The sequence below is a fragment of the Pararhizobium antarcticum genome, from assembly GCF_001885585.1.
Taxonomy (GTDB): Bacteria; Pseudomonadota; Alphaproteobacteria; order Rhizobiales; family Rhizobiaceae; genus Pararhizobium; species Pararhizobium antarcticum.
In genome coordinates, this window is the sequence record NZ_LSRP01000107.1 from 41,792 (window position 1) to 61,944 (window position 20,153).

Below are 20,153 nucleotides of genomic sequence, written 5' to 3' on the forward strand. Positions count from 1 at the left end.
TGAGTTGCAACAGCATCTATAGCCGGCCTGAAGTTTTTTGCAAGGGCAACGAAGTCGCACAAGGCGTGCCGTCTGCGATGATCGGCGTCGTCCCGGGTGATCGGGCCTCGCTCAACTGCAAATGCCGATTGCTCTCACTGGAACTCGAAGATGCTGCGGAAGACGCCCGGTGCGATGAGCGACAGCGGGTTGATCGTCAGTTGTGGCTTCTTGTAGGGACCATCCAGCTTGAAGGTGATGCCCAGCAGGCCGCGATCGCGACCATTTCCAAGGATCGCGCCGATCAGCGGCAGTTCGCCGAACAGCCGGTTCAGGCCATAGGCCGGCATGAATGTGCCTGTCATGGCCATATTGCCCCTGGCATCATGGACGGTCCCCTGGAACGTCGCGCCGATATCGGTGCCGCGCACCACACCACGATCGACACGCACCGAACCCGGATCGAGCAGAAGTTCGGCAAAGCCGCGTTCAAAACGGGCGGTACTGACATCGATGTCGCGCTTGACAGCCTGGTTGAGGCTGCGCCCGTTGGCGTCGGCCGGCGTCGAAACCATGGATTTCAGCCGGTCTTCGTCAACAAGGGTAAAGTTCCGGATATCGACGGCACCCCGCCAGGACCCGGCGCCGCGGTCGCGCAGTTTCAGGTTGAGAAGACCGCCGCGCATATTGCTGTAGATGTCCGCAAAGCGCGCCAGCGAAGCGGCATCGCCGCTGGTCAGCTCCAGCGTGTTGTCCGCCGCCCCGCCGACAAGTTTGGCAACAACCGCCTGGCCACTGTCGGTGATCGCCGACAGGTCTAGCCCACGGATCTCGCGGCCGCGGGCCTTGTAGGTAAATTTGACACTCGACAGGGTTTCGTTGTGAAAGCCCTGGACCTGATCAAGACGCGCCTCGATCGTGACGCTCTTGCCATCTCCCGCAGCCTTGGCGCTCTCCGACGGCCGGCGCAATTGCTCGATCACCGGCCGGACATCGGCGGATGAGCCCTGGACATCCATGCTGTAGCCACCCTTCTGCCGGGCAACATTGACGGCGTAATTGTCGCCGGCCGCGAGACGCACCGATGTAAAGCGAGCCGTATGCAAGCCGGCTTTGTCGATCTGCATCTGGCCGCGCGCACCGAACCCGTCACCGGACAGGGAAAAATCACTGATCGTTGTCGTACCGTCCCGTGTCGCTGCCGAGAATTCCGCCTTGGCTCCGATCCCCGGTCCTTTCGACCAGCCGACCCAGGGAAAGGAAAGGGAGGCACGGGCAAGATCCAGCGACACGGTCTGCGTGTCCGTCTCGTCGATCGAGAGATTCACACCGACCGAACCCTCGACAATGCCTGACAAAGCCGGTGCAATTTTTCGCACAGCATCGCCGTTCAGCGTACCCGATATCTCTCTCTTCCGCTTGACGCGGCTTTCCGCCCCGACGGGTTCGACGACGGCAAGCGTCATGGGCATGCCGTCAATCATGGCTTTGGAATCCAGGACAGCCTGGTTCTGATCAACCCGCAACGTGCCTCGGATATCCGAAATGTCACGCCCGGCAATCTGCTTGTTCAAGGTCACGCCATTCAGGACCATCTCCGTCTGCCATTGTGGCGGCGGCGGTTTCTGCGCCATGACGAGACCGAAGCGGGCGCCGACCAGCGCCGTCATCGGGCCGGAAAAATCCTCCACCTTGAAAGATGTACGCTGCAGCGCACGGATCGGCCGATAACTGACCAGTTCGGCGATGGCATCCGCCTCACCCGCGACCTCGACCTTCATTTCCGCCATCAGCGGCTTTTCATGCACATCCGGCAGTTGGAAATTGCCGCCGGCCAGGCGCACAGCCCGGCCGGACGGGAAATAGGCCGTCCCGCCCTTGATCTCGACATCCATGGACTCGCCCCTGAGCGTCAAGCGCCCCGAGGCGTCGCGCAGCGGTGGAATGTCTCCGGCGAGACTGACCCGCGCGTCCTCGATATCGAAACTGACATTCAGTTCGCCACCACTGAGTTGCAGCGGACCGACGTTGTTGCTGATCCGGCCCTGGGGAAGGAAAACCTCTAGCCTCGCATTGCGCGCGATGCCACCATAGACGTTGGCGATCACCCATCGACGCGCATTCTTGCCGATCCACCATGGCCAGAGTTGTTTGACGGCCGCAGATTGCACACGGTCTGTGAGCCCGACAAAGCTGATCTGCGGCGATGTTTCGCCAAAAGTCATCGCCAGCGAACCGGCAATAGAGCCCATGGCGCTGGAAACCGTTAATTCGTCGAACAGCAGTTCATGGCTGGCCGTGAGAAAATGTCCCCGCGCCTTGGCGTCGAAAATCAACGGTCGATCGGTCACATCTGTGGGCGCGGCGCTGGCCGATTGCAGCAAGAGGTCCAGCACAAAGCCGCTGGGAGCAATCCCGCCAGACGCCTCTATGTCGCTGACGGCCCCGGTAAAGGGAAACGACGACCGGCCGAAATTGAGTGCGGACGGAAGAACTTCGATCGAATGCCGTTCAAAATCATAGGCGAGCACAATGTCGGATGTTTTCAGGTCGGAGGTCAGCCCACCGGCGTGAAACAGGCCTTCACCGATCTGCGCCTTGATCTGCATGGAGGGCTTCGTGCCGTCGCCGGCACGAATGGCATTGATGCTGAGGTCGGCGCCAGAAACGATCCCGAAAGCCTGTTCAGGCCCGGTTTGCGGGCGATAGAGGAAAGGCGTCAGCGGCATACTCGTGCCGCTGCCCGCCAGACTGACGATTCGTCCATCCTTGCTGGCCGCTTCGAGCGTCAACGCGCTGGCTTCGCCGGCAATCTGGACCTGGCCGGAAATCTGCATCGAACCGTCGCGCGCCCGATTGAAGTCGAGTGCTTCGATGACAACAGGAATAACGCGCGCACGTGGTCCGGCAAACGAGAGTTTCACGTCGGAGATCCGCACAACCTGTGTGTTGCTGCGGGCGATCAGTTGCGAAATGCGATCGATCTGCGCGAACACACCTTCGAGCCCCTCGCCGACCTTGGCGATGCGCAGGGCCGTCAGATCGATTGGCCGGCCCTGCGGCAGCAGCGCCGGGTCGAGCATCACGCCGTCCGCCTCGAGCCGGGAGACAGCGACCCTGCCGCGCAGCAAGGCCAGAGCATCCAGTTCGATCGATACGGACTCCGTCGTGACCAGTCGCTTGTTGGAGAGGTTTACAACCAGTGCCACATTTTGCGCTTTCAGCGCCAGCGCGCCGCTCATCGTCAGCCGCAACACGGTGCTTTCGACATCGGCGTGATAGGCGTCGCCCAGTGCGGCATTCAATGCCTTTTGCGCGCGGGCATTCAAGGTCGCATCAAGTGCGCCACTTTCGATCGTTGCCAAAAGGCCGGCAAACAGAAACACCCCGACCATCGCCAGATAGATGATACCCTTGCAGACACGCCAGATCCGTCCGCGCGGCGGCGGTGCATACAGGATGCAGGGATCATGCGCCTGCGCCGACGGCAACGAATGCAGCGCAACAATATCTTGCTTGCGAAAGCTGACCTTTTCGCTGGGTATTTCGTTCATAGAGCCGGTGAGCCTCCCGCAAAATCAAACCCGGACATAGTGCATTCTGCACGTTTCACCATGCCCGAAACCTGTCCTGCGCCTAAAAACGCCATCCTGGCGCTAACCGGCGCCGGAGATCTTCCGCCGTAGCGACACAACCAACAGGTGGAAACGACCGGCATTCTTTGAAGACAATGCCTGGAAACACTAGTCAAACGCCGTGGACTCGGCAATCAAACTCTGGTGCTTGCATCTGATCCCTGTCAAAACGCTGTCGAGATCCGCATTGCATTCAGACGCGTATGAAATTGCTATCCGGAACCGACATCGTAGAGGCGCTACGATACTGTCCAAGAAAGGAATTTTCGTGACCGAACTGACCATTGGCGCATCCGCCCCTGATTTCACGCTGCCCCGGGACGGGGGCGGAACGGTTTCGCTCGCGGAGTTCAAGGGAAAGGCCGTGGTCCTGTTCTTCTATCCCAAGGACGATACAAGTGGGTGCACGGCTGAATCGATCGCCTTCACCAGCCTTGCCGCTGATTTCGAGGCGGCAGGCGCTGTGATCATCGGCTTGTCACCTGATTCGGTGAAAAGCCACGACAAGTTCGCAAAAAAGCATGCGCTCTCCGTGATCCTGGCATCGGATGAAGAAAAAGCCACGCTGTCAGACTATGGCGTCTGGGTGGAAAAGAGCATGTACGGCCGAAAATACATGGGTGTCGAACGCACGACGGTTTTGATCGACAAGGACGGAAATCTGGCCAGTGTGTGGCAGAAGGTCAAGGTGCCCGGCCATGCCGAGGCGGTTCTCGATGCCGCAAAGGCGCTCTGAGCCGTTGACGGGACATCCATGACCGAGCTTCCGGCAATTCGCAGCCTGCGCGACGGTGCCGCCCGGGCAATCCGGGCGGACGACCTTGATCTGAAGACGGCCCTTGCGCAGGAGACCGCACGACGCTGGACGGAGCGCACTTTGTCGCTGCGCTCCCCGCTCGATACGACTGTCCCGGACCGACCCGGCCGGCCGGAGCGACCGGCTCTCATTCCGCCCCGACAGGTCGCCAAGCGGGCCTTGACGACCGAGCGGGGACGCATTGCACTGATGCACGCGATTGCCCATATCGAACTGAATGCGGTCGATCTCGCGCTCGATATCGTCGCCCGCTTCGTGACGGAACCTGTTCCCAATTCCTTCTTCGACGGCTGGATGCGCGTGGCTTTCGAGGAGGCCAAGCATTTCCTGATGGTGCGTGACCGTCTGCGGCAGATGGGCGCCGACTACGGCGACCTGCCGGCGCATGACGGGCTGTGGCAGGCGGCCCATGACACGCGCAATGACCTGACGACGCGGCTGGCGGTGGTGCCGCTCATCCTGGAAGCGCGCGGACTGGACGTCACCCCGGCCTTGCAGGCGAAGATGCGCGAGGTCGGCGACCATGACAGCGCCGCGGTGCTCGATGTCATCTATCACGACGAGAAAGGCCATGTGGCCGTTGGCGCCAAATGGTTCCGCTTCCTCTGTGCGCGGGAAAAACGCGACCCTGCAATCACCTTTCAGGCAATGGTGCGCGCCAATTTTCGCGGACCGCTGAAGGCGCCATTCAACGACATCGCCCGCGCCGAAGCGGGCCTGACGCCCTCGTTTTATCGGTCCATGACCGCCTCCGTGAACAACTGAGAATGGAGGTCGAATACCGACAGGAAAGCCTTTATTAACCTTAACAGTGTCTAATCCACCCCCATAAGGACGGCGAGAATCGTAGGTTTCGGGGGTGATTTGGTGTCTGCTCAAACTGAAAGCCGGGTTTTCGGCAAGCGTGCCCAAAAACATGTCATCATTCTCGCCAGCGGCGACCGCGTTCGACATATGACAGTCGAGCCCTGGATGGCCGCGCTCGTCGTTTGTTTCCTCTGCGTCTTTACCGTCGGCTATTTTGCAGCGACTTCCTATCTTGTGCTGCGCGACGACCTGATCGGCGGCACGATGGCCCGCCAGGCGCGCATGCAATATGAATATGAAGACCGGATCGCGGCCCTGCGTGCGCAGGTCGATCGCGTCACCAGCCGGCAATTGCTCGACCAGCAGGTGGTGGAGGAAAAAGTCGAAAAACTGCTCGAGCAGCAGATGGCTCTGTCCTCCCGCCACGGAAAGCTGGGCTCGCTGCTGGAGCGCGCCGAGGATTCCGGGCTTTCAGAAAGCGAAATACCGATCCCGACCATAAACCCGCAGGCCTATGGCAACCCGCAAGCCCATGACAATGCGCAGGCTTTTGGCAAGCGCGCCGATGCCAGCGGTGGCGTCAGGGCGATCGAGCGGCTGATGGGGATTGGTGGCACAAAGGCCGACGAAGCGACGACGCTCGCCGCCTATGCACCGGGCGCTGCATCCAGGTTCGGTCCGCAAGAGACCATGTCGGATCGCGCCGACCGGCTGTTTTCAAAGGTCACGCATTCGCTGAAGGACATCGAGCGTGACCAGGTGGTTCGGATCCAGGCGCTGACCACGGGCGCCTTCGAGACTGCGGACGCTATCGACACGATCCTTCAAAAGACCGGTATCGAGCCGGGTGAACGTGTCGGGAACGAGACCGCGACGCTGGAAACCGCTCCGTCCGGTGATACGGCGATGGGCGGCCCCTTCGTCGAGCCGGAAACGACAGAAGCGTTTGACAATTCCCTGGTGGCGCTGGACACGGCTCTGGTTCGGCTGGAGCGCGCCCGCACGCAGGCCAAAAGCCTGCCATTCAACAATCCTGCGCCGGCAAGCGACATTACCAGCCGCTTCGGCAATCGCCTCGATCCGTTCTTCGGGCGTCTTGCTTTGCATGCGGGCATCGATTTTCGCGCACCTGTGGGCACGACGATCCACGCAACCGGTCCCGGCACGGTGATCACCGCCGCACGCACCGGCGGCTACGGCAACATGATCGAAATCGATCACGGCAATGGCATCACCACGCGCTACGCGCATCTCTCCAATATTCTCGTCAATGTCGGCGACCGGATTACGGCGGGCGACGCCATCGCAGAGTCTGGCAGCACGGGCCGCTCGACCGGGCCGCATCTGCATTATGAAGTCCGCTTGCACGGCCAGGCCGTCGACCCGATGCGTTTTCTGAGCGCCGGGCTAAAACTGACGCAATATATCAACTGAACGCCCAAAGCTGCCCTTCACGCTTTCTGTTTACCGTCCCTCCCCTGAAATGCCCGGTTTTCTTGACTTTACTCGGCGTTGGGCTTATGAGGCGCAGCGATGGCAGTCAAAGGATTGCCGAGTCACCAGAGTTCAATTGAACCGGAACGGAAACAGATTTCCCTTTGACCACTTTTGCTGATCTTGGCCTGAGCCAAAAAGTTCTTTCCGCAGTGACCGATGCGGGCTACACCATTCCGACGCCGATCCAGGCGGGTGCTATTCCGCCGGCTCTACAGCGGCGCGACATTCTGGGCATTGCCCAGACCGGAACAGGCAAGACGGCCTCGTTCGTTCTGCCGATGCTGACGCTGCTCGAAAAGGGCCGCGCCCGGGCTCGTATGCCCCGCACACTGATTCTCGAGCCGACGCGCGAACTGGCGGCACAGGTTGCAGAGAATTTTGAAAAATACGGCAAGAATCACAAGCTGAACGTTGCCCTTCTGATCGGCGGCGTCTCCTTCGACGAGCAGGATCGCAAGATCGAACGTGGCGCTGACGTGCTGATCTGCACGCCCGGCCGTTTGCTAGATCATTGCGAGCGCGGCAAGCTGCTGATGACCGGCGTCGAGGTTCTCGTCATCGACGAAGCCGACCGCATGCTCGACATGGGCTTCATCCCCGACATCGAGCGCATTGCCAAGCTCATCCCCTTCACGCGCCAGACATTGTTCTTCTCGGCCACGATGCCGCCGGAAATCCAGAAGCTGGCCGACCGCTTCCTGCAGAACCCGGAGCGCGTCGAGGTTTCCGTGCGCTCGTCGACGGCGGCGACCGTGACGCAGCGATTCGTCGCGACCCACAGCAAGGACTACGAAAAGCGTGCCGTTCTGCGTGATCTGATCCAGAAACAGGACGATCTGAAGAACGCCATCATCTTCTGCAATCGCAAGCTGGATGTGGCCGAGCTGTTCCGCTCGCTGTCGCGTCACGGCTTTTCGGTCGGCGCCTTGCACGGCGACATGGACCAGAGCTCGCGCACCAAGATGCTGGCCGGCTTCAAGGACAACGCCATTACGCTTCTGGTGGCGTCTGACGTCGCCGCGCGCGGCCTCGACATCCCCGATGTCAGCCACGTCTTCAATTTCGACGTGCCGATCCATGCGGAAGATTACGTCCACCGCATCGGCCGCACCGGCCGTGCCGGGCGTTCGGGCGCTGCCTTCACGCTGGTCTCCAAGCGTGACAGCAAGTTTGCTGATGCCATCGAAAAGCTGATCGACAAGAAGATCGAATGGCTTGATGGCGACCTGTCGGCACTCCCTGCCCCGATGGAAAGCCATGAAAGCTCCGGCAAGCCGGAACGCGGCGGTCGCGATGGCAAGCGTGGCGGACGCCGCAACGAGCATGATCGCGAACGCGGTCCGCGCTCGCCTCACGGCCATGTTGCCCCAACCCATCCAGTCACAAGTCAAGTTGCAACGTCCGGTCACAAATCGGACATCAAAACAGACGATATTCCAAAAGAGATCGAACCGGTCATCACAAAGGCAGAACCAGTGAAATCAGAACGCAAGGCAGAAACGAAACCGCAGCACGCCAGCCGCAATAGCAACCGTTCTGTACCTGCGCCTTACCCGGCTAACGATGACGTACGCGATCGTCGCAACCGCTACCGCCGTGACCAGGACGATGGTCCGACACCGGTCGGTTTTGGCGACGATATCCCGGCGTTCATGCTGATCGCCGGCAAAGCCTGATTCATCAGGCTTTTGCATGGGACTTCCAGGCATTGATTTCCCCGGTGTGGGATGTGGGCTTGCCGTCTTAAAGGACGGCAAGCTTTTGCTTTGTCGCAGGCTGAAGGCACCGGAATCCGGCTATTGGAATATCGTCGGCGGCAAGGTCGATCATCTGGAGCTTTCCAGCGACGGTGCACGCCGCGAGGCCGAAGAGGAAAGCGGCCTTTCCATCCGCTCGCTTGATTTTCTCTGCATCAGCGAACAGATCATTGCCGCCGATCAGCAGCACTGGGTGTCGCTGATCTATGTCACGGACGATTTTTCCGGCGAACCGCAACTGACCGAGCCTGATAAACTCTCCGATATCGGCTGGTATGCGCTGGATTGCCTGCCGCAACCGCTGTCGCGCTTTGCGCAAGATGCCGTAGCGGCGTTGAAAGCCCGGCGAGCATAGCCGATCCCCCGGCTTCGCAAAGCGACGTGCCTGACCGCTATTTGCGCGCTCGCTGGGATGCCTGATCGGCAAGCCTGACCCAGCGGGCCATCTCGTCCGGATCATCGAAAGCCGCGTCCGGCACGGACCAGTAGGGCATATGCACGGGCTTGCCCTTACCGTCATAGGCCCATTGCCGGCTGCCGGCAGCCAGAAAATCCGGGGCGCTGATCGCGTCGGCCTTCAGCAGGATCTCGCCATTCACCTCCAGCGCGAGGATGCGGCCGTCGACATAGATGCCCTTGCCGCCGAACATGCGTCTGATGCGGACCGGCCCGAGCGTTTCGAACATTTCCGCAATGGCCTCATTGTCCATGTCGCCTATCCCTTGAGAATTCCGCCAGCAGCCAAAACGGCGTCCGGCGTGTCAAGATCGAGATGGGCCGCCGGCCCCAGTTCGACGTCGATGATCGCAAGGCCACAGCTTTCGACCACCTGTCGCGCGCCGACGTCGCCCTCCAGGCTGCGGATCGCGGCAAAGGTCGCCCGGGGGAGAATAACGGGATTGCCACGTTTTCCGGCATGGCTGGCGCGCACCACGGCCTCGCCCTTCGATTGCGCAAACGCCGCCAGCATCCGGCGCAGATCATCAGGAACAATTGCCGGCATGTCGGCCAGCATCACCAGCAGCCCGCTGGTCTGGTCGCCGAGTGCGTCGAGCCCTGTCTTCAACGACGATGCCATGCCGTCGGCGTAGGCGGGGTTTTCGACGATCCTGACATCGAGCCCGGCAAGCGAACCAGCGATCTCCTGTGAACGGTGGCCGGTGACGACGACGACTTTTGATCCGCTGGCCGCGATCGCTGTCTCCACTGTCTTTCGCACCAGCGGTACGCCATCGAACTCGGCCAGCAGCTTGTGGTGGCCGGAGAGGCCCATGCGGCTTGCCTGTCCGGCGGCAAGCACGACAATGTCGATCAAGGCATAATCCTCAGGCATAGTCGTGCGTTCGCGCGGCAATGGCCGGCTCGGTATTTCCATCAGCAATCCGCCAACGCCCATGCCCGAGATCTCCTGCGCCGATGGCTGCTCGCCGACGAGGATACGGTTCAGCACCCAGTCGAAACCATTCTCCTTCGGACTGCGCGCGCAACCAGGTGCGCCGATCACAGGAATGTCGCCGAGATGGCCAATGACAATCAGGTTTCCGGGATCAACAGGCATGCCAAGATAATCCACGACTCCGCCGGCAGCCCGCAATCCGGCCGGCAGCACGTCGTCCTGGTCGGCCACCGCCGATGCACCAAAGACGATGATGAGTTCCGAGGTGGGGGCGGCCTGTCGGATCGCTGCGGCAATGGCCTCGGTGGTGTGCTCCACCCGCATCTCACCCAGAAGCGTGCTTGCGGACGGTCGCAGCCGCTCCTCCAGTATGCGTCGCGTCTTGTCCATGACACTGGTTTTGAGCGACGGCAGCAGGGTGGCGACGAGCGTCACGCGGAGCGCCCGGAAGGGCTTGACCGCAAAGGCAGGCGCCGCCTGCAGCAGCGCGCAGGCCTCCTCGACAGGCGCTGGCGCCACGGCAAGCGGGATGATCTTGATGGTCGCCACCATATCGCCGGCGCAGACTGGCACATGATCGGCAAGACAGGCAAGCGTGATCGCCGGGTCGATCCGGTTCAGCCGATCGACCACGGCACTATCGGCCACGAATACACCGTCTGACGTCGCGTAGAGATTGACCCGGCCGGTGGCAGCCTCGGAGGATCGCACGTGATCGTGCCGGATCACCGCAGCCAGCCGGCTCGCGGCCGCGTCTTCCAGCAGATCGCCCGGATCCAGCCGGGCGACGACCACGTGTCCCATGCCGGCGGCCTCGATCGCCGCAAGATCCCCCTGTGTCAGGATATGGCCCTTGGACAGGCGCGTCTCGGCAAGCTTGATTGCATGGGCGAGCACGCAGCCCTCTGCCGTCTCGACGGGAACCGGACCAAATTTCATGACGTGCCTTCCGCAAGTGTCGACACCGAGCGCGTGCGAAAGGCGCGGATGATCTCGGCAAGGATCGCAACGGCGATTTCCGGCGGATTGCTTGCACCGATATCCAGGCCGATCGGCGCCGCTATCCGCTCGATCATGGTCTGCGCCACGCCTTCTTTTCGCAGCCGCTCGACGCGCGTCGCATGGGTCTTGCGGCTGCCGAGCGCGCCGACATAGAAACAACCGCAGTCGAGCGCAGCTTTCAACGGGAAATCGTCGATCTTCGGATCATGGGTGACGGCGACCAGCGCGCTGTAGGGGTCGAGCGGGCGCAGTTTCAACACATCTTCCGGCCAATCGGCGACGAGATCGACGCCGGTGAACCGCTCAGGCGTGGCGAATGCCGTTCGGGGGTCGATGACCATGAGATCAAAGCCGGCAATGGCGGACAGTCCAGCCAGCGCTTGGGAAATATGCACGGCGCCGATGACGACGATGCGTGGCGGCGGCAGATAGACATTCAGAAACAGGCGCTCGCCATCGACTTCGACGAGTGCGGACTTGCCGCTGCGAAAGGCGTTGTCGACGACATCCACCAGCCCCGGCGGGGCCGGCTGCCCCTCGATCAGGATAAAACTGGAGTTTCCCGACAGCGTCGTCACCGAAAGCGCGGCCTTGCGACTGCGGCGCGCGGCGTTCAGCGAAGCAAGATCTTGCGCCTTCATGCGTCACCCAGCTTCTCGACATGGACGCGGATGCGGCCACCGCAGGACAAGCCGACGCGCCACGCCGTTTCGTCGGCGACCCCGAATTCGAGCATCATCGGACGGCCATGTTCGATGACGTCGGCGGCCTCGCCGATTACAGCGCCTTCGACACAGCCCCCGGACACGGAACCGTGGAAATTGCCGTCCGCATCGATCACCAGATGGCTGCCGACCGGACGGGGCGCCGAACCCCAGGTCTCGATGACAGTGGCGATGGCAACCTTGCGGCCATCATTCAGCCAGCGTTCGGCGACCATCAGCGGATCATTCTCGTAGGGATTCTGGACCATGTTCCTGCCTCTCTGCACCGAAGTCATGTACGGCTCAGGAACCGTCGCGGATCGCTGTCGCCGCGTGCCGTTCCAGACAACGCCGCCACCAGATCGCCGATCGCCTGAAGATTGTGGACAGCGCGCAATTCGTCGACATGCGGCAGCATGGCCCGCACGCCGCGCGCACGCGCTTCAAAGCCCTCGAACCGCAGCAAGGGGTTGAGCCAGACGAGCTTTCGGCACGACCGGTGCAAACGGTCCATTTCGCGCGCCAGGTCACCCACGTCGTCGCGCTCGAGACCATCGGTGATCAAAAGAACGACAGCTCCCTGCCCCAGCACCCGGCGCGACCAGAGGCGGTTGAAGTCGTGCAGCGTTTCGCCGATCCGCGTTCCGCCGGACCAGTCCCGCACCGCACCGAGACAGTCATCAATCGCCTGGTCGGGATCGCGGTTCTTCATCTGCCGTGTCACATTGCTCAACTGCGTTCCGAAGAGGAAGGCGTGCACACGCCGCCGCTTCTCCGTCAGAACATGCAGGAAATGCAGGAAGATACGGGTGTATTGGCTCATCGAGCCCGAAATATCGGCGAGAACGACGAGGGGCGGATGGATCATCTTCGCCTCGCGGAAACGTGGCAGGATCAGATCGCCACCGGTTTTCATGGCATCGCGCATGCTGGCGCGCGGATCGATCCGGCGCGGACGCCGGGATGCGCGGAACCGCCGTGTCGCGACACGGTCCATCGGCAGGACCAGCGCTGCCAGCGCTTTTTTCGCAGCCACGATTTCCAAAGCCGTCATCTGCGCAAAATCCGTCTTGCGAAACAGTTCGCTGCCCGATGCGGTATACCGCGCGTCGATCTCGACCTCCGGTTCGTTGCGTGGCGGACGGTTGGCATCCTTGCCGGAAAACAGCGCGTCGCTGACACGGGCCTCGCCGGCCCGCCGCTTTTCCTTCTCGCGCTGGTCCGCCATCTTCGGCGACAGCATGGCGATCATTTTTTCAACGAGATCGCGCGAGCGCCAGAACAGCCGGAACGCTTCGTCGAAAACCGCATCGTCCTCGCGGCGCTTGACGAAGATACAGTGCAGGGCCGCATGAAATTCCGCCCGCGAACCGATCCCGATCAGCCTGACAGCCCGGATGGCATCTGTGACCGCGCCCGGGCCGATCTTCAGACCCGCCTTGCGCAACACGCGGGCAAAAAACACGATATTGTCGGCCAGGCGCCCGTCGGAAGGGCGCTCCGAGCCTTCGTCGTGCCCCGCAAGACTGTCGGATTGTGGAGCAAGCGCTGCCATTCTATCCCGCCGCCCGCTGTTCGCTCTGCACTTCGCTGAGGAGCCTGCGGCCTTCGCTGCCTTCGATGCGGGCGATATCATCCTGGTATTTCAACAGGGTACCCAGCGTATCAGCGATGGTCTCGGGGTCGAGCGCCAGCCTGTCGAGCTCCGTCAGGGCCGTTGCCCAGTCGATGGTTTCGGCGACCCCAGGATTCTTGAACAGATCGAGCGTGCGCAATTTCTGCACATAGGCAACGATATCCTGCGACAGGGCGGCGGAGCATCCCGGTACCTTGCGCCGGATGATTTCCAGTTCCTGCTCGGCTTTGGGATAATCGACCCAGTGATAGAGGCAGCGGCGCTTCAGCGCATCATGCACCTCGCGCGTCCGATTGGTGGTTATGATGACGATTGGCGGCTCTTGCGCGCGGATCGTCCCGAGTTCGGGGATCGTCACCTGGAAGTCCGAGAGCACTTCAAGCAAAAATGCTTCGAACGCCTCGTCGGTGCGATCCAGCTCGTCGATGAGAAACACCGGCGCCCTGCCCGGCTCACCCGAAATCGCCTGCAGCACCGGCCGGCGGATCAGGTATTTCTCGGAAAAGATATCGCGTTCAATGCTGGATCGGTCGGTTGTGCCGGAGGCTTCGGACAGCCGGATTTCCAGCATCTGGGCCGGATAGTTCCACTCGTAGACGGCCGACGAGACGTCGAGGCCTTCATAACATTGGAGCCGGATCAGCGGGCGATCCAGCGCCTTGGCGAGAACCTTGGCGATCTCCGTCTTGCCGACACCGGCCTCGCCCTCGAGGAACAGGGGGCGCTTCATGCGCAACGACAGGAAGAGCACTGTCGCCAGCGCCGTGCCGGCCAGGTAATCGGCCGATTCGAGCATCGCCATCGTCTCGTCGATGGAGGTCGGTATTGTCCCGCGCTGATATGAAGTCATCGTTCGTGCTCCCGGGGGAAGCCTACAGCGTCCGGTAGCCACGGTCCAGATAAAGCAGGGCCGGTTTTTTGTCACCGAGCTTGACGCCAACGACTTCGCCGAAAATGACGACATGCGTTGCGACCGTCTTAATATCGACGATCCGGCAGTCGAATGCCGCCACGGCACTCGCGAGAACCGGTGCCCCGGTTTCGAGGGTGGTCCAGTCGGCTTTTGAAAAGCGCAAGGCCGGATCAAGCTGATCACGACCGGAAAAGGCATGGGCGATTTCGGTCTCGTCCGCCGACAGGACGTTGAGCGCAAAACTGCCGCCGAGCGAAAAAATCGCATTTCGCGGATTGGCGCCGTTCAGGCAGACCAGCAGGGTCGGCGGACTGTCGGATACGGAGCAGGCGGCGGTAATCGTCACGCCGCGACGCTCGCCATCCTTCTCGGCCGTTACCACCTGTACATGCGCCGCAAGCCGGCTCATGGCGTCGCGGTAGGTCAAGGGGTCGAGTCGCGGCTTGTCCAACACTGCTTTCTCCTGATCGATAGCAGCCCCATACATAGACGCTGAAAAGAATTATGAAACCCGCCGGGCCACGAATTTCTGGCTTAATCGCGGCAATTGTCGTTGCATCACCGCAGCCGTCGATCTTTTCCTTTGACGCTTGCGGCCACATCTTTAAAACATGGCCTTTCTTAAGCTGGGAAGCCGCATGCTCCGTTCGTCCGTCGCAATCCTGATCCTGACCAGCCTTAATCTGGTGGCTATGACGCAGGCCAAACCGGCAGCCGCGGCCGGCCTTAAGATCGCGCTTGTTGCACCGACGCAGGGCCCTTTTGCGCTTCTCGGCAAGCAGATGCTGGAGGGCGCGCAATTCCAGGCGCAGGATCGCGGATCGGAGATCATAACGATCGACGAGACCTGCGAGGCCAGCGATGGCGCAGCGCTCGCAAAGGCCGTTGTTGCGGCCGGCGCCGAGGCTGCCATCGGCTTCCTGTGCACCGAGAGTCTCGAAGCCGTTTTGCCGGCGCTGGCCGAATCCGCGATCCCGGCGCTGTCGCTCAGCGTCCGCTCCGACATTCTGATGGAGGATGCGCTGCGCATGAAATGGCCGTTCTTCCGGCTGGTGCCGAGCGCCAAGGCGGAAGCGGCGAAAATCACCGACGTCATCCTGTCGCGCTGGAAGGACGAACCCCTCGCCCTGATCGACGATGGCACCATCAATGGCCGCGAACTGGTCGAAAGCGTGCGCGAAGCGCTGGCTGGCATCGGCCTGACACCTGTTTTCAACGACACCTACCGGCCGGCCCAGGAACAGCAGGTCGCGCTTGTCCGCCGGCTGGCAAAAAGCGGCGCGACGCATGTCTTTACCGGTGGCGACCGGATCGATACCGCCATCATCGCCCGGGATGCGCGCTCGGAATCCCTGAACCTGACGCTGATGGGGGGCGAAGCGCTGAACGCGGCCGACCAGTCTGTCCCGCTGGAAAACGGCGTATTGGCCGTCACCCTGCCGGATTATGCGACCCTTCCGGAGACGAGACCCGTCAGCGACGCCATGAAGGCTGCCGGCCTTGTCGTCGAAGGCTATGTCCTGCCGGCCTTTGCCGCCGTCTCCCTTTTGGAGCAGGCAAAGGATCAGGCCGCAACCGATAGTACCGGCCTCCTGGAGGGCTTTTCAAAAGGCCCCTATCCCACGGTTCTCGGCCCGATCCGCTTCGACACTGGCCATGAACTGGCGGACAATCCCTACCAGCTGATGCAGTGGCAGAACGGCCGATTCGTGCCCGTGCCATCCGCACAGCCAGCGAACTGATGCGCCCCGGCCCGCGCAACCTGATCACCGATGTCGCCGGCCTGACGGTCGGAAACGCGGCGGACGACGTTCTGAAATCCGGCGTCTCCGTTGTCCTTTGCGATCCGCCGGCCGTCGCCGCCGTGCAGGTGCTCGGGGGTGCGCCCGGCACCCGCGAGACCGACCTGCTCGCGCCCCACAATACCGTCCAGACCGTTGATGCCATTGTACTGTCGGGCGGTTCCGCCTTCGGCCTTGATGCCGCCTCTGGTGTGCAGGCAGCCTTGCGGGCGATGGGGCGCGGCTTTGCTGTTGGGTCCCTGCGCGTGCCGATTGTTCCGGCCGCGATCCTGTTCGATCTCATCAATGGCGGTGACAAGGACTGGGGCCGATATCCGCCCTATCGGGATCTCGGTTTTGCCGCAGTCGAGAGCGCCTCCCGGCATTTTGCAACGGGAACGGCCGGTGCCGGCACCGGCGCGCTGACCGCGACCTATAAGGGCGGCCTTGGTTCGGCCTCGACCGTTCTGCCGAACGGCGTAACCGTCGGCGCGCTGGTTGCGGTCAACGCGCTTGGCTCCGCGACCATCGGCGATACCAGGCACTTCTGGGCCGCGCCTTTCGAGGAAGGCGGCGAGTTTGGCGATCTCGGCATGCCCCAGCCGTTTCCGCGCAATGCGCGCGACCTGCGCATCAAGTTCCGCGACCGCTCTATCGACGTACAGAACACCACGATTGCCGTGATTGCGACCGATGCCGTCCTGTCAAAGGCGGAGGCCAAACGCCTGGCAATCGCCGCCCATGACGGTTTTTCGCGAGCACTCTGGCCCTCGCATACGCCGCTCGATGGCGACCTGGTGTTTGCGCTGGCGACCGGCGCAAGCGGCAAGAGCTTGTCCGTATCGGATTTCATCGACCTTGGCGCAGCCGCTGCCGCCACGATGGCGCGCGCCATTGCGCGTGGCGTCCATGACGCCATTCCTGCTGCAGGCGATCTCCTGCCGGCATGGCGATCGGGCGAACAATGGCGATCGGGCGAGGACATGCAATAAGGACGACGCAACATCCGCGAATGTTGTTTGATTGCCCCAGCAATGTTATGGCCGGGGAAACTTATGGAGTGCGCCCGACATGTCCCTTCCGATCCGGATTTCCCCTTCCATTCTGGCTGCCGATTTCGCAAAGCTCGGGCAGGATGTGCGCGATGTCGCTACCGCCGGTGCCGATTGGATCCATCTTGACGTGATGGATGGGCATTTCGCGCCCAATATCTCCTTTGGTCCTGATGTCATCAAATCGCTGCGCCCCTACACGACGGCGACCTTTGACTGCCACCTGATGATTGCGCCGGCCGATCCCTATCTCGAAGCCTTCGCAAAGGCGGGCTGCGATATCATCACCGTCCATGCCGAAGCCGGACCCCATCTGCACCGGTCGTTGCAGACCATCCGCGCGCTCGGCAAGAAAGCCGGCGTTTCGCTCAATCCGGCCACACCGGAAAGCGTCATCGAATATGTGCTCGACACGGTTGATCTGGTGCTGGTGATGACCGTCAATCCGGGATTCGGGGGGCAGAAATTTGTCGAGGCGACCGCCGAAAAGATCCGCCGTATCCGTGCCATGATCGGCGACCGCCCGATCGAGCTGGAGGTCGATGGCGGCATAGCTCCCGATACGATCGCGATCGCGGCTGCGGCCGGCGCCAATGTCTTCGTCGCCGGCTCGGCGATATTCAAGGCTGGGTCGATCGAAGGCTACAGGAACGCGATCAGCCAGTTGCGCGCAGCCGCGGAAAGTGGCGTGAAATGAGCCGGTCGGAAGGCTACGGCGGTCCGGGCATATGAGGGTTGACGCCGAAAACGCGATGCACAGGTCGCCGGGCTTCTTCCGGTGTCTGGGCTGGCGTCTGCTGGCGGCTTTGCCCACCGGTCGGCAATTGCTGTTGGGAGCGCCGCTCTGGGGCCTGCTCATGGCGGTGTCGGCCGCAATCACCCTTCTGCTCCGGGAGGGGGAAGCCACATTCCAGCTGCCGAAGATCCTCCTGCTGTTTTTTGCAGGCGGGGCCCTTGCCTGGCCGTTTTCGTATTTTCTGGGCCGTTTTTGCGCCCTCGGTCGCAGCGCCGAAACGCGGTTTGCTGCCTATTTCCTGTTCTTGACCGTTTTGACGATCGCCGCGACGGCCTTCCTCTATGCCATGGACTACCGGCTTTTCTACGCACGCTGGCATGCCCCACTCGGCACGCGGATCTGGCAATACCAGTTCCTGTACACCACGGGTGCGGCTGTCTACCAGTTCGTGGTCCTGGGCATACGGCTCTACCTGCCCTTCGGATTGGCAGCCCTTGGCGCGACCAGTCTGTGGCTCGCCAGGCGTCCGCACGATATGCAACGTTGAGATTGCCCGCCATCTTTGCTAGAGGCTCAGCCAAACTTATTCTGATGATGAAAGCTGAAAGCCCATGATCCCGCGTTACTCCCGTCCGGAAATGGTGGCCATCTGGTCGCCCGAAACGAAATTCCGCATCTGGTTCGAGATCGAGGCCCACGCCTGCGACGCGCTCGCCGAACTTGGCGTGATCCCGAAGGAAGCCGCACGAACGATCTGGGAAAAGGGCGGAGCCGCCACGTTCGACGTTGCGCGCATCGACGAGATCGAGGCCGTCACCAAACATGACGTGATTGCCTTCCTCACGCACCTTGCCGAAATCGTCGGTCCGGAGGCGCGCTTCGTGCACCAGGGCATGACCTCGTCAGACGTGCTCGACACCTGCTTCAACATCCAGCTCGTCAAGGCGAGCGACCTGCTGCTCGCCGATCTTGACAAGCTGCTCGAAGCCCTGAAACGCCGCGCTTTCGAGCACAAGGACACGGTCACCATCGGCCGCTCGCACGGCATCCATGCCGAGCCCACCACATTCGGGGTGAAGCTGGCGCTTGCCTATGCCGAATTCGAGCGCTGCAAGAAGCGCCTGATCGCGGCGCGCGAGGAAATCGCCACCTGCGCCATTTCCGGCGCCGTCGGCACGTTCGCCAATATCGATCCGCGCGTCGAAGAGCATGTCGCCAAGGCCCTGGGGCTGGCTGCGGAACCGGTTTCGACGCAGGTCATTCCGCGCGACCGCCATGCGATGTACTTTGCGACACTGGGCGTCATTGCCTCCTGCGTCGAACGCCTGGCGACCGAAATCCGCCACCTGCAGCGCACCGAAGTCCTGGAAGCGGAAGAGTATTTCTCACCCGGCCAGAAGGGCTCGTCGGCCATGCCGCACAAGCGCAATCCGGTGTTGACCGAAAACCTGACCGGCCTGTCGCGCATGGTCCGCTCCTATGCTTTGCCGGCTATGGAAAACGTGGCGCTCTGGCACGAACGCGACATCTCGCACTCCTCGGTCGAGCGCATGATCGGTCCGGATGCGACGGTAACCCTGGATTTCTCGCTGGCGCGTCTCACCGGCGTCATCGACAAGCTTCTTGTCTATCCCGAGACCATGATGAAGAACATGAACAAGTTCCGCGGTCTGGTGCATTCGCAGCGCGTGCTTCTGGCACTTACCCAGGCCGGCGCCTCGCGAGAGGATTCCTACCGGCTCGTCCAGCGCAATGCGATGCGTGTCTGGGAGGAAGGCAAGGACTTTCTTGAGGAACTGCTCGCTGACAGCGAAGTCCGTGCGCTATTGCCGGAAAGCGAGATCCGCGAGAAATTCGACCTTGGCTATCACACCAAACATGTCGACACGATTTTCCACCGCGTTTTCGGATAATGCCGGCTCCCGGTTGAGGCGTGGGAGGGCCCCGTAATGGGCCCTCCGCACCGACTGTGCGAAATCGGCTCAGATTTCTATAATGCCACCGAAATCCCTCAGCTTTCCTTCAGGCCTTTCTGCGACAGTTTTGATCGAGGAATCGATCGGCTTTCGGGGAGGCTCCATGCCGCAGCATCAGGTCACGGAACGCAAGGTCCGACGGACGGCAACTACGTTCACCGGCACCGTCACCTGCAAGAACGGGACGAGCCGGGGTATCGTCAAGGACCTGTCACCATCCGGCATCTGCTTCCAGCTTCATTTCGACATCAATGCCAAGACCGGTCAGGAAGTAACAATCGACAGCGAGGAACTCGGCCATCTGACCGGCATCGTGCATTGGTACCGTGGCGACAGGATCGGTATCAGGCTGCTCCACACCTCTTCCAATCGGGACGCGCAACTCACCTCCTTCTACAAATATTTCCGCTGAAAGCATCGATTGCGCCGGCCCGCACCGATGGGCCGCCTCAAAGTCCCGCCCGT

19 protein-coding genes are annotated in these 20,153 nt (G+C 61.8%); 11 read left to right on the top strand and 8 right to left on the bottom strand.

Going from position 1 to position 20,153, the window contains the following annotated elements; genetic code table 11:
* Nucleotides 1–134: 134 nt before the first annotated feature.
* Nucleotides 135–3,533 carry a YhdP family protein gene (locus AX760_RS18595; RefSeq protein WP_071834488.1) on the bottom strand — a complete coding sequence of 1,133 codons (3,399 nt, stop codon included), beginning with the start codon at nucleotides 3,531–3,533 and terminating at the stop codon, nucleotides 135–137.
* 349 nt (nucleotides 3,534–3,882) lie between these two features.
* On the opposite strand from AX760_RS18595, the gene AX760_RS18600 reads away from it, so the two are divergent.
* From AX760_RS18600 to AX760_RS18620, 5 genes are all read left to right on the top strand, one after another.
* Nucleotides 3,883–4,350 (top strand): peroxiredoxin, encoded by a 468-nt coding sequence (locus AX760_RS18600; RefSeq protein WP_071834489.1) that lies wholly within the window; start codon nucleotides 3,883–3,885, stop codon nucleotides 4,348–4,350.
* A gap of 18 nt (nucleotides 4,351–4,368) precedes the next feature.
* Nucleotides 4,369–5,196, top strand: a complete 828-nt coding sequence (locus tag AX760_RS18605) for a ferritin-like domain-containing protein (protein WP_071834490.1) — start codon at nucleotides 4,369–4,371, stop codon at nucleotides 5,194–5,196.
* 102 nt (nucleotides 5,197–5,298) lie between these two features.
* On the top strand, nucleotides 5,299–6,672 hold the full coding sequence (locus tag AX760_RS18610; protein ID WP_071834626.1) for a M23 family metallopeptidase: 1,374 nt from the start codon (nucleotides 5,299–5,301) through the stop codon (nucleotides 6,670–6,672).
* A gap of 164 nt (nucleotides 6,673–6,836) precedes the next feature.
* The gene (locus tag AX760_RS18615) at nucleotides 6,837–8,411 is read left to right on the top strand and encodes a DEAD/DEAH box helicase (protein ID WP_071834491.1); all 1,575 of its coding nucleotides are present in this window, start codon (nucleotides 6,837–6,839) and stop codon (nucleotides 8,409–8,411) included.
* Between the two features lie 16 nt (nucleotides 8,412–8,427).
* Complete coding sequence (locus AX760_RS18620; protein ID WP_071834492.1) at nucleotides 8,428–8,847, top strand: NUDIX hydrolase; 420 nt, start codon at nucleotides 8,428–8,430, stop codon at nucleotides 8,845–8,847.
* A 37-nt stretch (nucleotides 8,848–8,884) separates the two neighbouring features.
* On the opposite strand, the gene AX760_RS18625 is transcribed toward AX760_RS18620, so the two are convergent.
* The 7 genes from AX760_RS18625 to AX760_RS18655 are packed head-to-tail and all read right to left on the bottom strand — an operon-like array spanning nucleotide 8,885 to nucleotide 14,630.
* Nucleotides 8,885–9,202: a TfoX/Sxy family protein gene (locus AX760_RS18625; protein WP_071834493.1), complete on the bottom strand. Its 318-nt coding sequence runs from the start codon at nucleotides 9,200–9,202 to the stop codon at nucleotides 8,885–8,887.
* A 5-nt stretch (nucleotides 9,203–9,207) separates the two neighbouring features.
* Nucleotides 9,208–10,827, bottom strand: a complete 1,620-nt coding sequence (locus tag AX760_RS18630) for an NTP transferase domain-containing protein (protein WP_071834494.1) — start codon at nucleotides 10,825–10,827, stop codon at nucleotides 9,208–9,210.
* On the bottom strand, nucleotides 10,824–11,531 hold the full coding sequence (locus AX760_RS18635; protein WP_071834495.1) for an XdhC family protein: 708 nt from the start codon (nucleotides 11,529–11,531) through the stop codon (nucleotides 10,824–10,826). Before AX760_RS18635 ends, AX760_RS18630 begins: the two co-directional genes overlap by 4 nt.
* Complete coding sequence (locus tag AX760_RS18640) at nucleotides 11,528–11,863, bottom strand: XdhC family protein (RefSeq protein WP_071834496.1); 336 nt, start codon at nucleotides 11,861–11,863, stop codon at nucleotides 11,528–11,530. The genes AX760_RS18635 and AX760_RS18640 overlap by 4 nt, the downstream gene beginning before the upstream one ends.
* A 23-nt stretch (nucleotides 11,864–11,886) precedes the next feature.
* Nucleotides 11,887–13,149 carry a vWA domain-containing protein gene (locus tag AX760_RS18645; RefSeq protein ID WP_071834497.1) on the bottom strand — a complete coding sequence of 421 codons (1,263 nt, stop codon included), beginning with the start codon at nucleotides 13,147–13,149 and terminating at the stop codon, nucleotides 11,887–11,889.
* 1 nt (nucleotide 13,150) lies between these two features.
* Nucleotides 13,151–14,080, bottom strand: coding sequence for an AAA family ATPase (locus AX760_RS18650; RefSeq protein ID WP_071834498.1), 930 nt, complete (start codon nucleotides 14,078–14,080; stop codon nucleotides 13,151–13,153).
* Nucleotides 14,081–14,102: 22 nt separating this feature from the next.
* Nucleotides 14,103–14,630 (bottom strand): flavin reductase, encoded by a 528-nt coding sequence (locus tag AX760_RS18655; protein ID WP_071834499.1) that lies wholly within the window; start codon nucleotides 14,628–14,630, stop codon nucleotides 14,103–14,105.
* 151 nt (nucleotides 14,631–14,781) lie between these two features.
* Between AX760_RS18655 and AX760_RS18660 the strand changes: the two genes are divergently transcribed.
* The 6 genes from AX760_RS18660 to AX760_RS18685 all read left to right on the top strand — a co-directional run bounded on the left by AX760_RS18660 (nucleotide 14,782) and on the right by AX760_RS18685 (nucleotide 20,100).
* Nucleotides 14,782–15,885, top strand: coding sequence for a branched-chain amino acid ABC transporter substrate-binding protein (locus tag AX760_RS18660; protein WP_071834500.1), 1,104 nt, complete (start codon nucleotides 14,782–14,784; stop codon nucleotides 15,883–15,885).
* Complete coding sequence (locus AX760_RS18665) at nucleotides 15,882–16,916, top strand: P1 family peptidase (RefSeq protein WP_071834627.1); 1,035 nt, start codon at nucleotides 15,882–15,884, stop codon at nucleotides 16,914–16,916. Before AX760_RS18660 ends, AX760_RS18665 begins: the two co-directional genes overlap by 4 nt.
* A 79-nt stretch (nucleotides 16,917–16,995) precedes the next feature.
* Complete coding sequence (gene rpe, locus AX760_RS18670; protein WP_071834501.1) at nucleotides 16,996–17,673, top strand: ribulose-phosphate 3-epimerase; 678 nt, start codon at nucleotides 16,996–16,998, stop codon at nucleotides 17,671–17,673.
* A 31-nt stretch (nucleotides 17,674–17,704) separates the two neighbouring features.
* Entirely contained in the window at nucleotides 17,705–18,259 is a 555-nt protein-coding gene (locus AX760_RS18675) for a hypothetical protein (protein WP_245295054.1), read from the top strand.
* 64 nt (nucleotides 18,260–18,323) lie between these two features.
* Nucleotides 18,324–19,625: an adenylosuccinate lyase gene (purB, locus tag AX760_RS18680; protein WP_071834502.1), complete on the top strand. Its 1,302-nt coding sequence runs from the start codon at nucleotides 18,324–18,326 to the stop codon at nucleotides 19,623–19,625.
* 166 nt (nucleotides 19,626–19,791) lie between these two features.
* Nucleotides 19,792–20,100, top strand: a complete 309-nt coding sequence (locus tag AX760_RS18685; RefSeq protein WP_071834629.1) for a PilZ domain-containing protein — start codon at nucleotides 19,792–19,794, stop codon at nucleotides 20,098–20,100.
* Nucleotides 20,101–20,153 lie beyond the last annotated feature (53 nt).

Coding starts and splice junctions, on each gene's coding strand:
- AX760_RS18595 (WP_071834488.1), bottom strand. CDS start 3,533: ATGAACGAAATACCCAGCGAAAAGGTCAGCTTTCGCAAGCAAGATATT.
- AX760_RS18605 (WP_071834490.1), top strand. CDS start 4,369: ATGACCGAGCTTCCGGCAATTCGCAGCCTGCGCGACGGTGCCGCCCGG.
- AX760_RS18620 (WP_071834492.1), top strand. CDS start 8,428: ATGGGACTTCCAGGCATTGATTTCCCCGGTGTGGGATGTGGGCTTGCC.
- AX760_RS18625 (WP_071834493.1), bottom strand. CDS start 9,202: ATGGACAATGAGGCCATTGCGGAAATGTTCGAAACGCTCGGGCCGGTC.
- AX760_RS18630 (WP_071834494.1), bottom strand. CDS start 10,827: ATGAAATTTGGTCCGGTTCCCGTCGAGACGGCAGAGGGCTGCGTGCTC.
- AX760_RS18635 (WP_071834495.1), bottom strand. CDS start 11,531: ATGAAGGCGCAAGATCTTGCTTCGCTGAACGCCGCGCGCCGCAGTCGC.
- AX760_RS18640 (WP_071834496.1), bottom strand. CDS start 11,863: ATGGTCCAGAATCCCTACGAGAATGATCCGCTGATGGTCGCCGAACGC.
- AX760_RS18645 (WP_071834497.1), bottom strand. CDS start 13,149: ATGGCAGCGCTTGCTCCACAATCCGACAGTCTTGCGGGGCACGACGAA.
- AX760_RS18650 (WP_071834498.1), bottom strand. CDS start 14,080: ATGACTTCATATCAGCGCGGGACAATACCGACCTCCATCGACGAGACG.
- AX760_RS18655 (WP_071834499.1), bottom strand. CDS start 14,630: ATGTATGGGGCTGCTATCGATCAGGAGAAAGCAGTGTTGGACAAGCCG.
- AX760_RS18660 (WP_071834500.1), top strand. CDS start 14,782: ATGCTCCGTTCGTCCGTCGCAATCCTGATCCTGACCAGCCTTAATCTG.
- rpe (WP_071834501.1), top strand. CDS start 16,996: ATGTCCCTTCCGATCCGGATTTCCCCTTCCATTCTGGCTGCCGATTTC.
- AX760_RS18675 (WP_245295054.1), top strand. CDS start 17,705: ATGAGGGTTGACGCCGAAAACGCGATGCACAGGTCGCCGGGCTTCTTC.
- purB (WP_071834502.1), top strand. CDS start 18,324: ATGATCCCGCGTTACTCCCGTCCGGAAATGGTGGCCATCTGGTCGCCC.
- AX760_RS18685 (WP_071834629.1), top strand. CDS start 19,792: ATGCCGCAGCATCAGGTCACGGAACGCAAGGTCCGACGGACGGCAACT.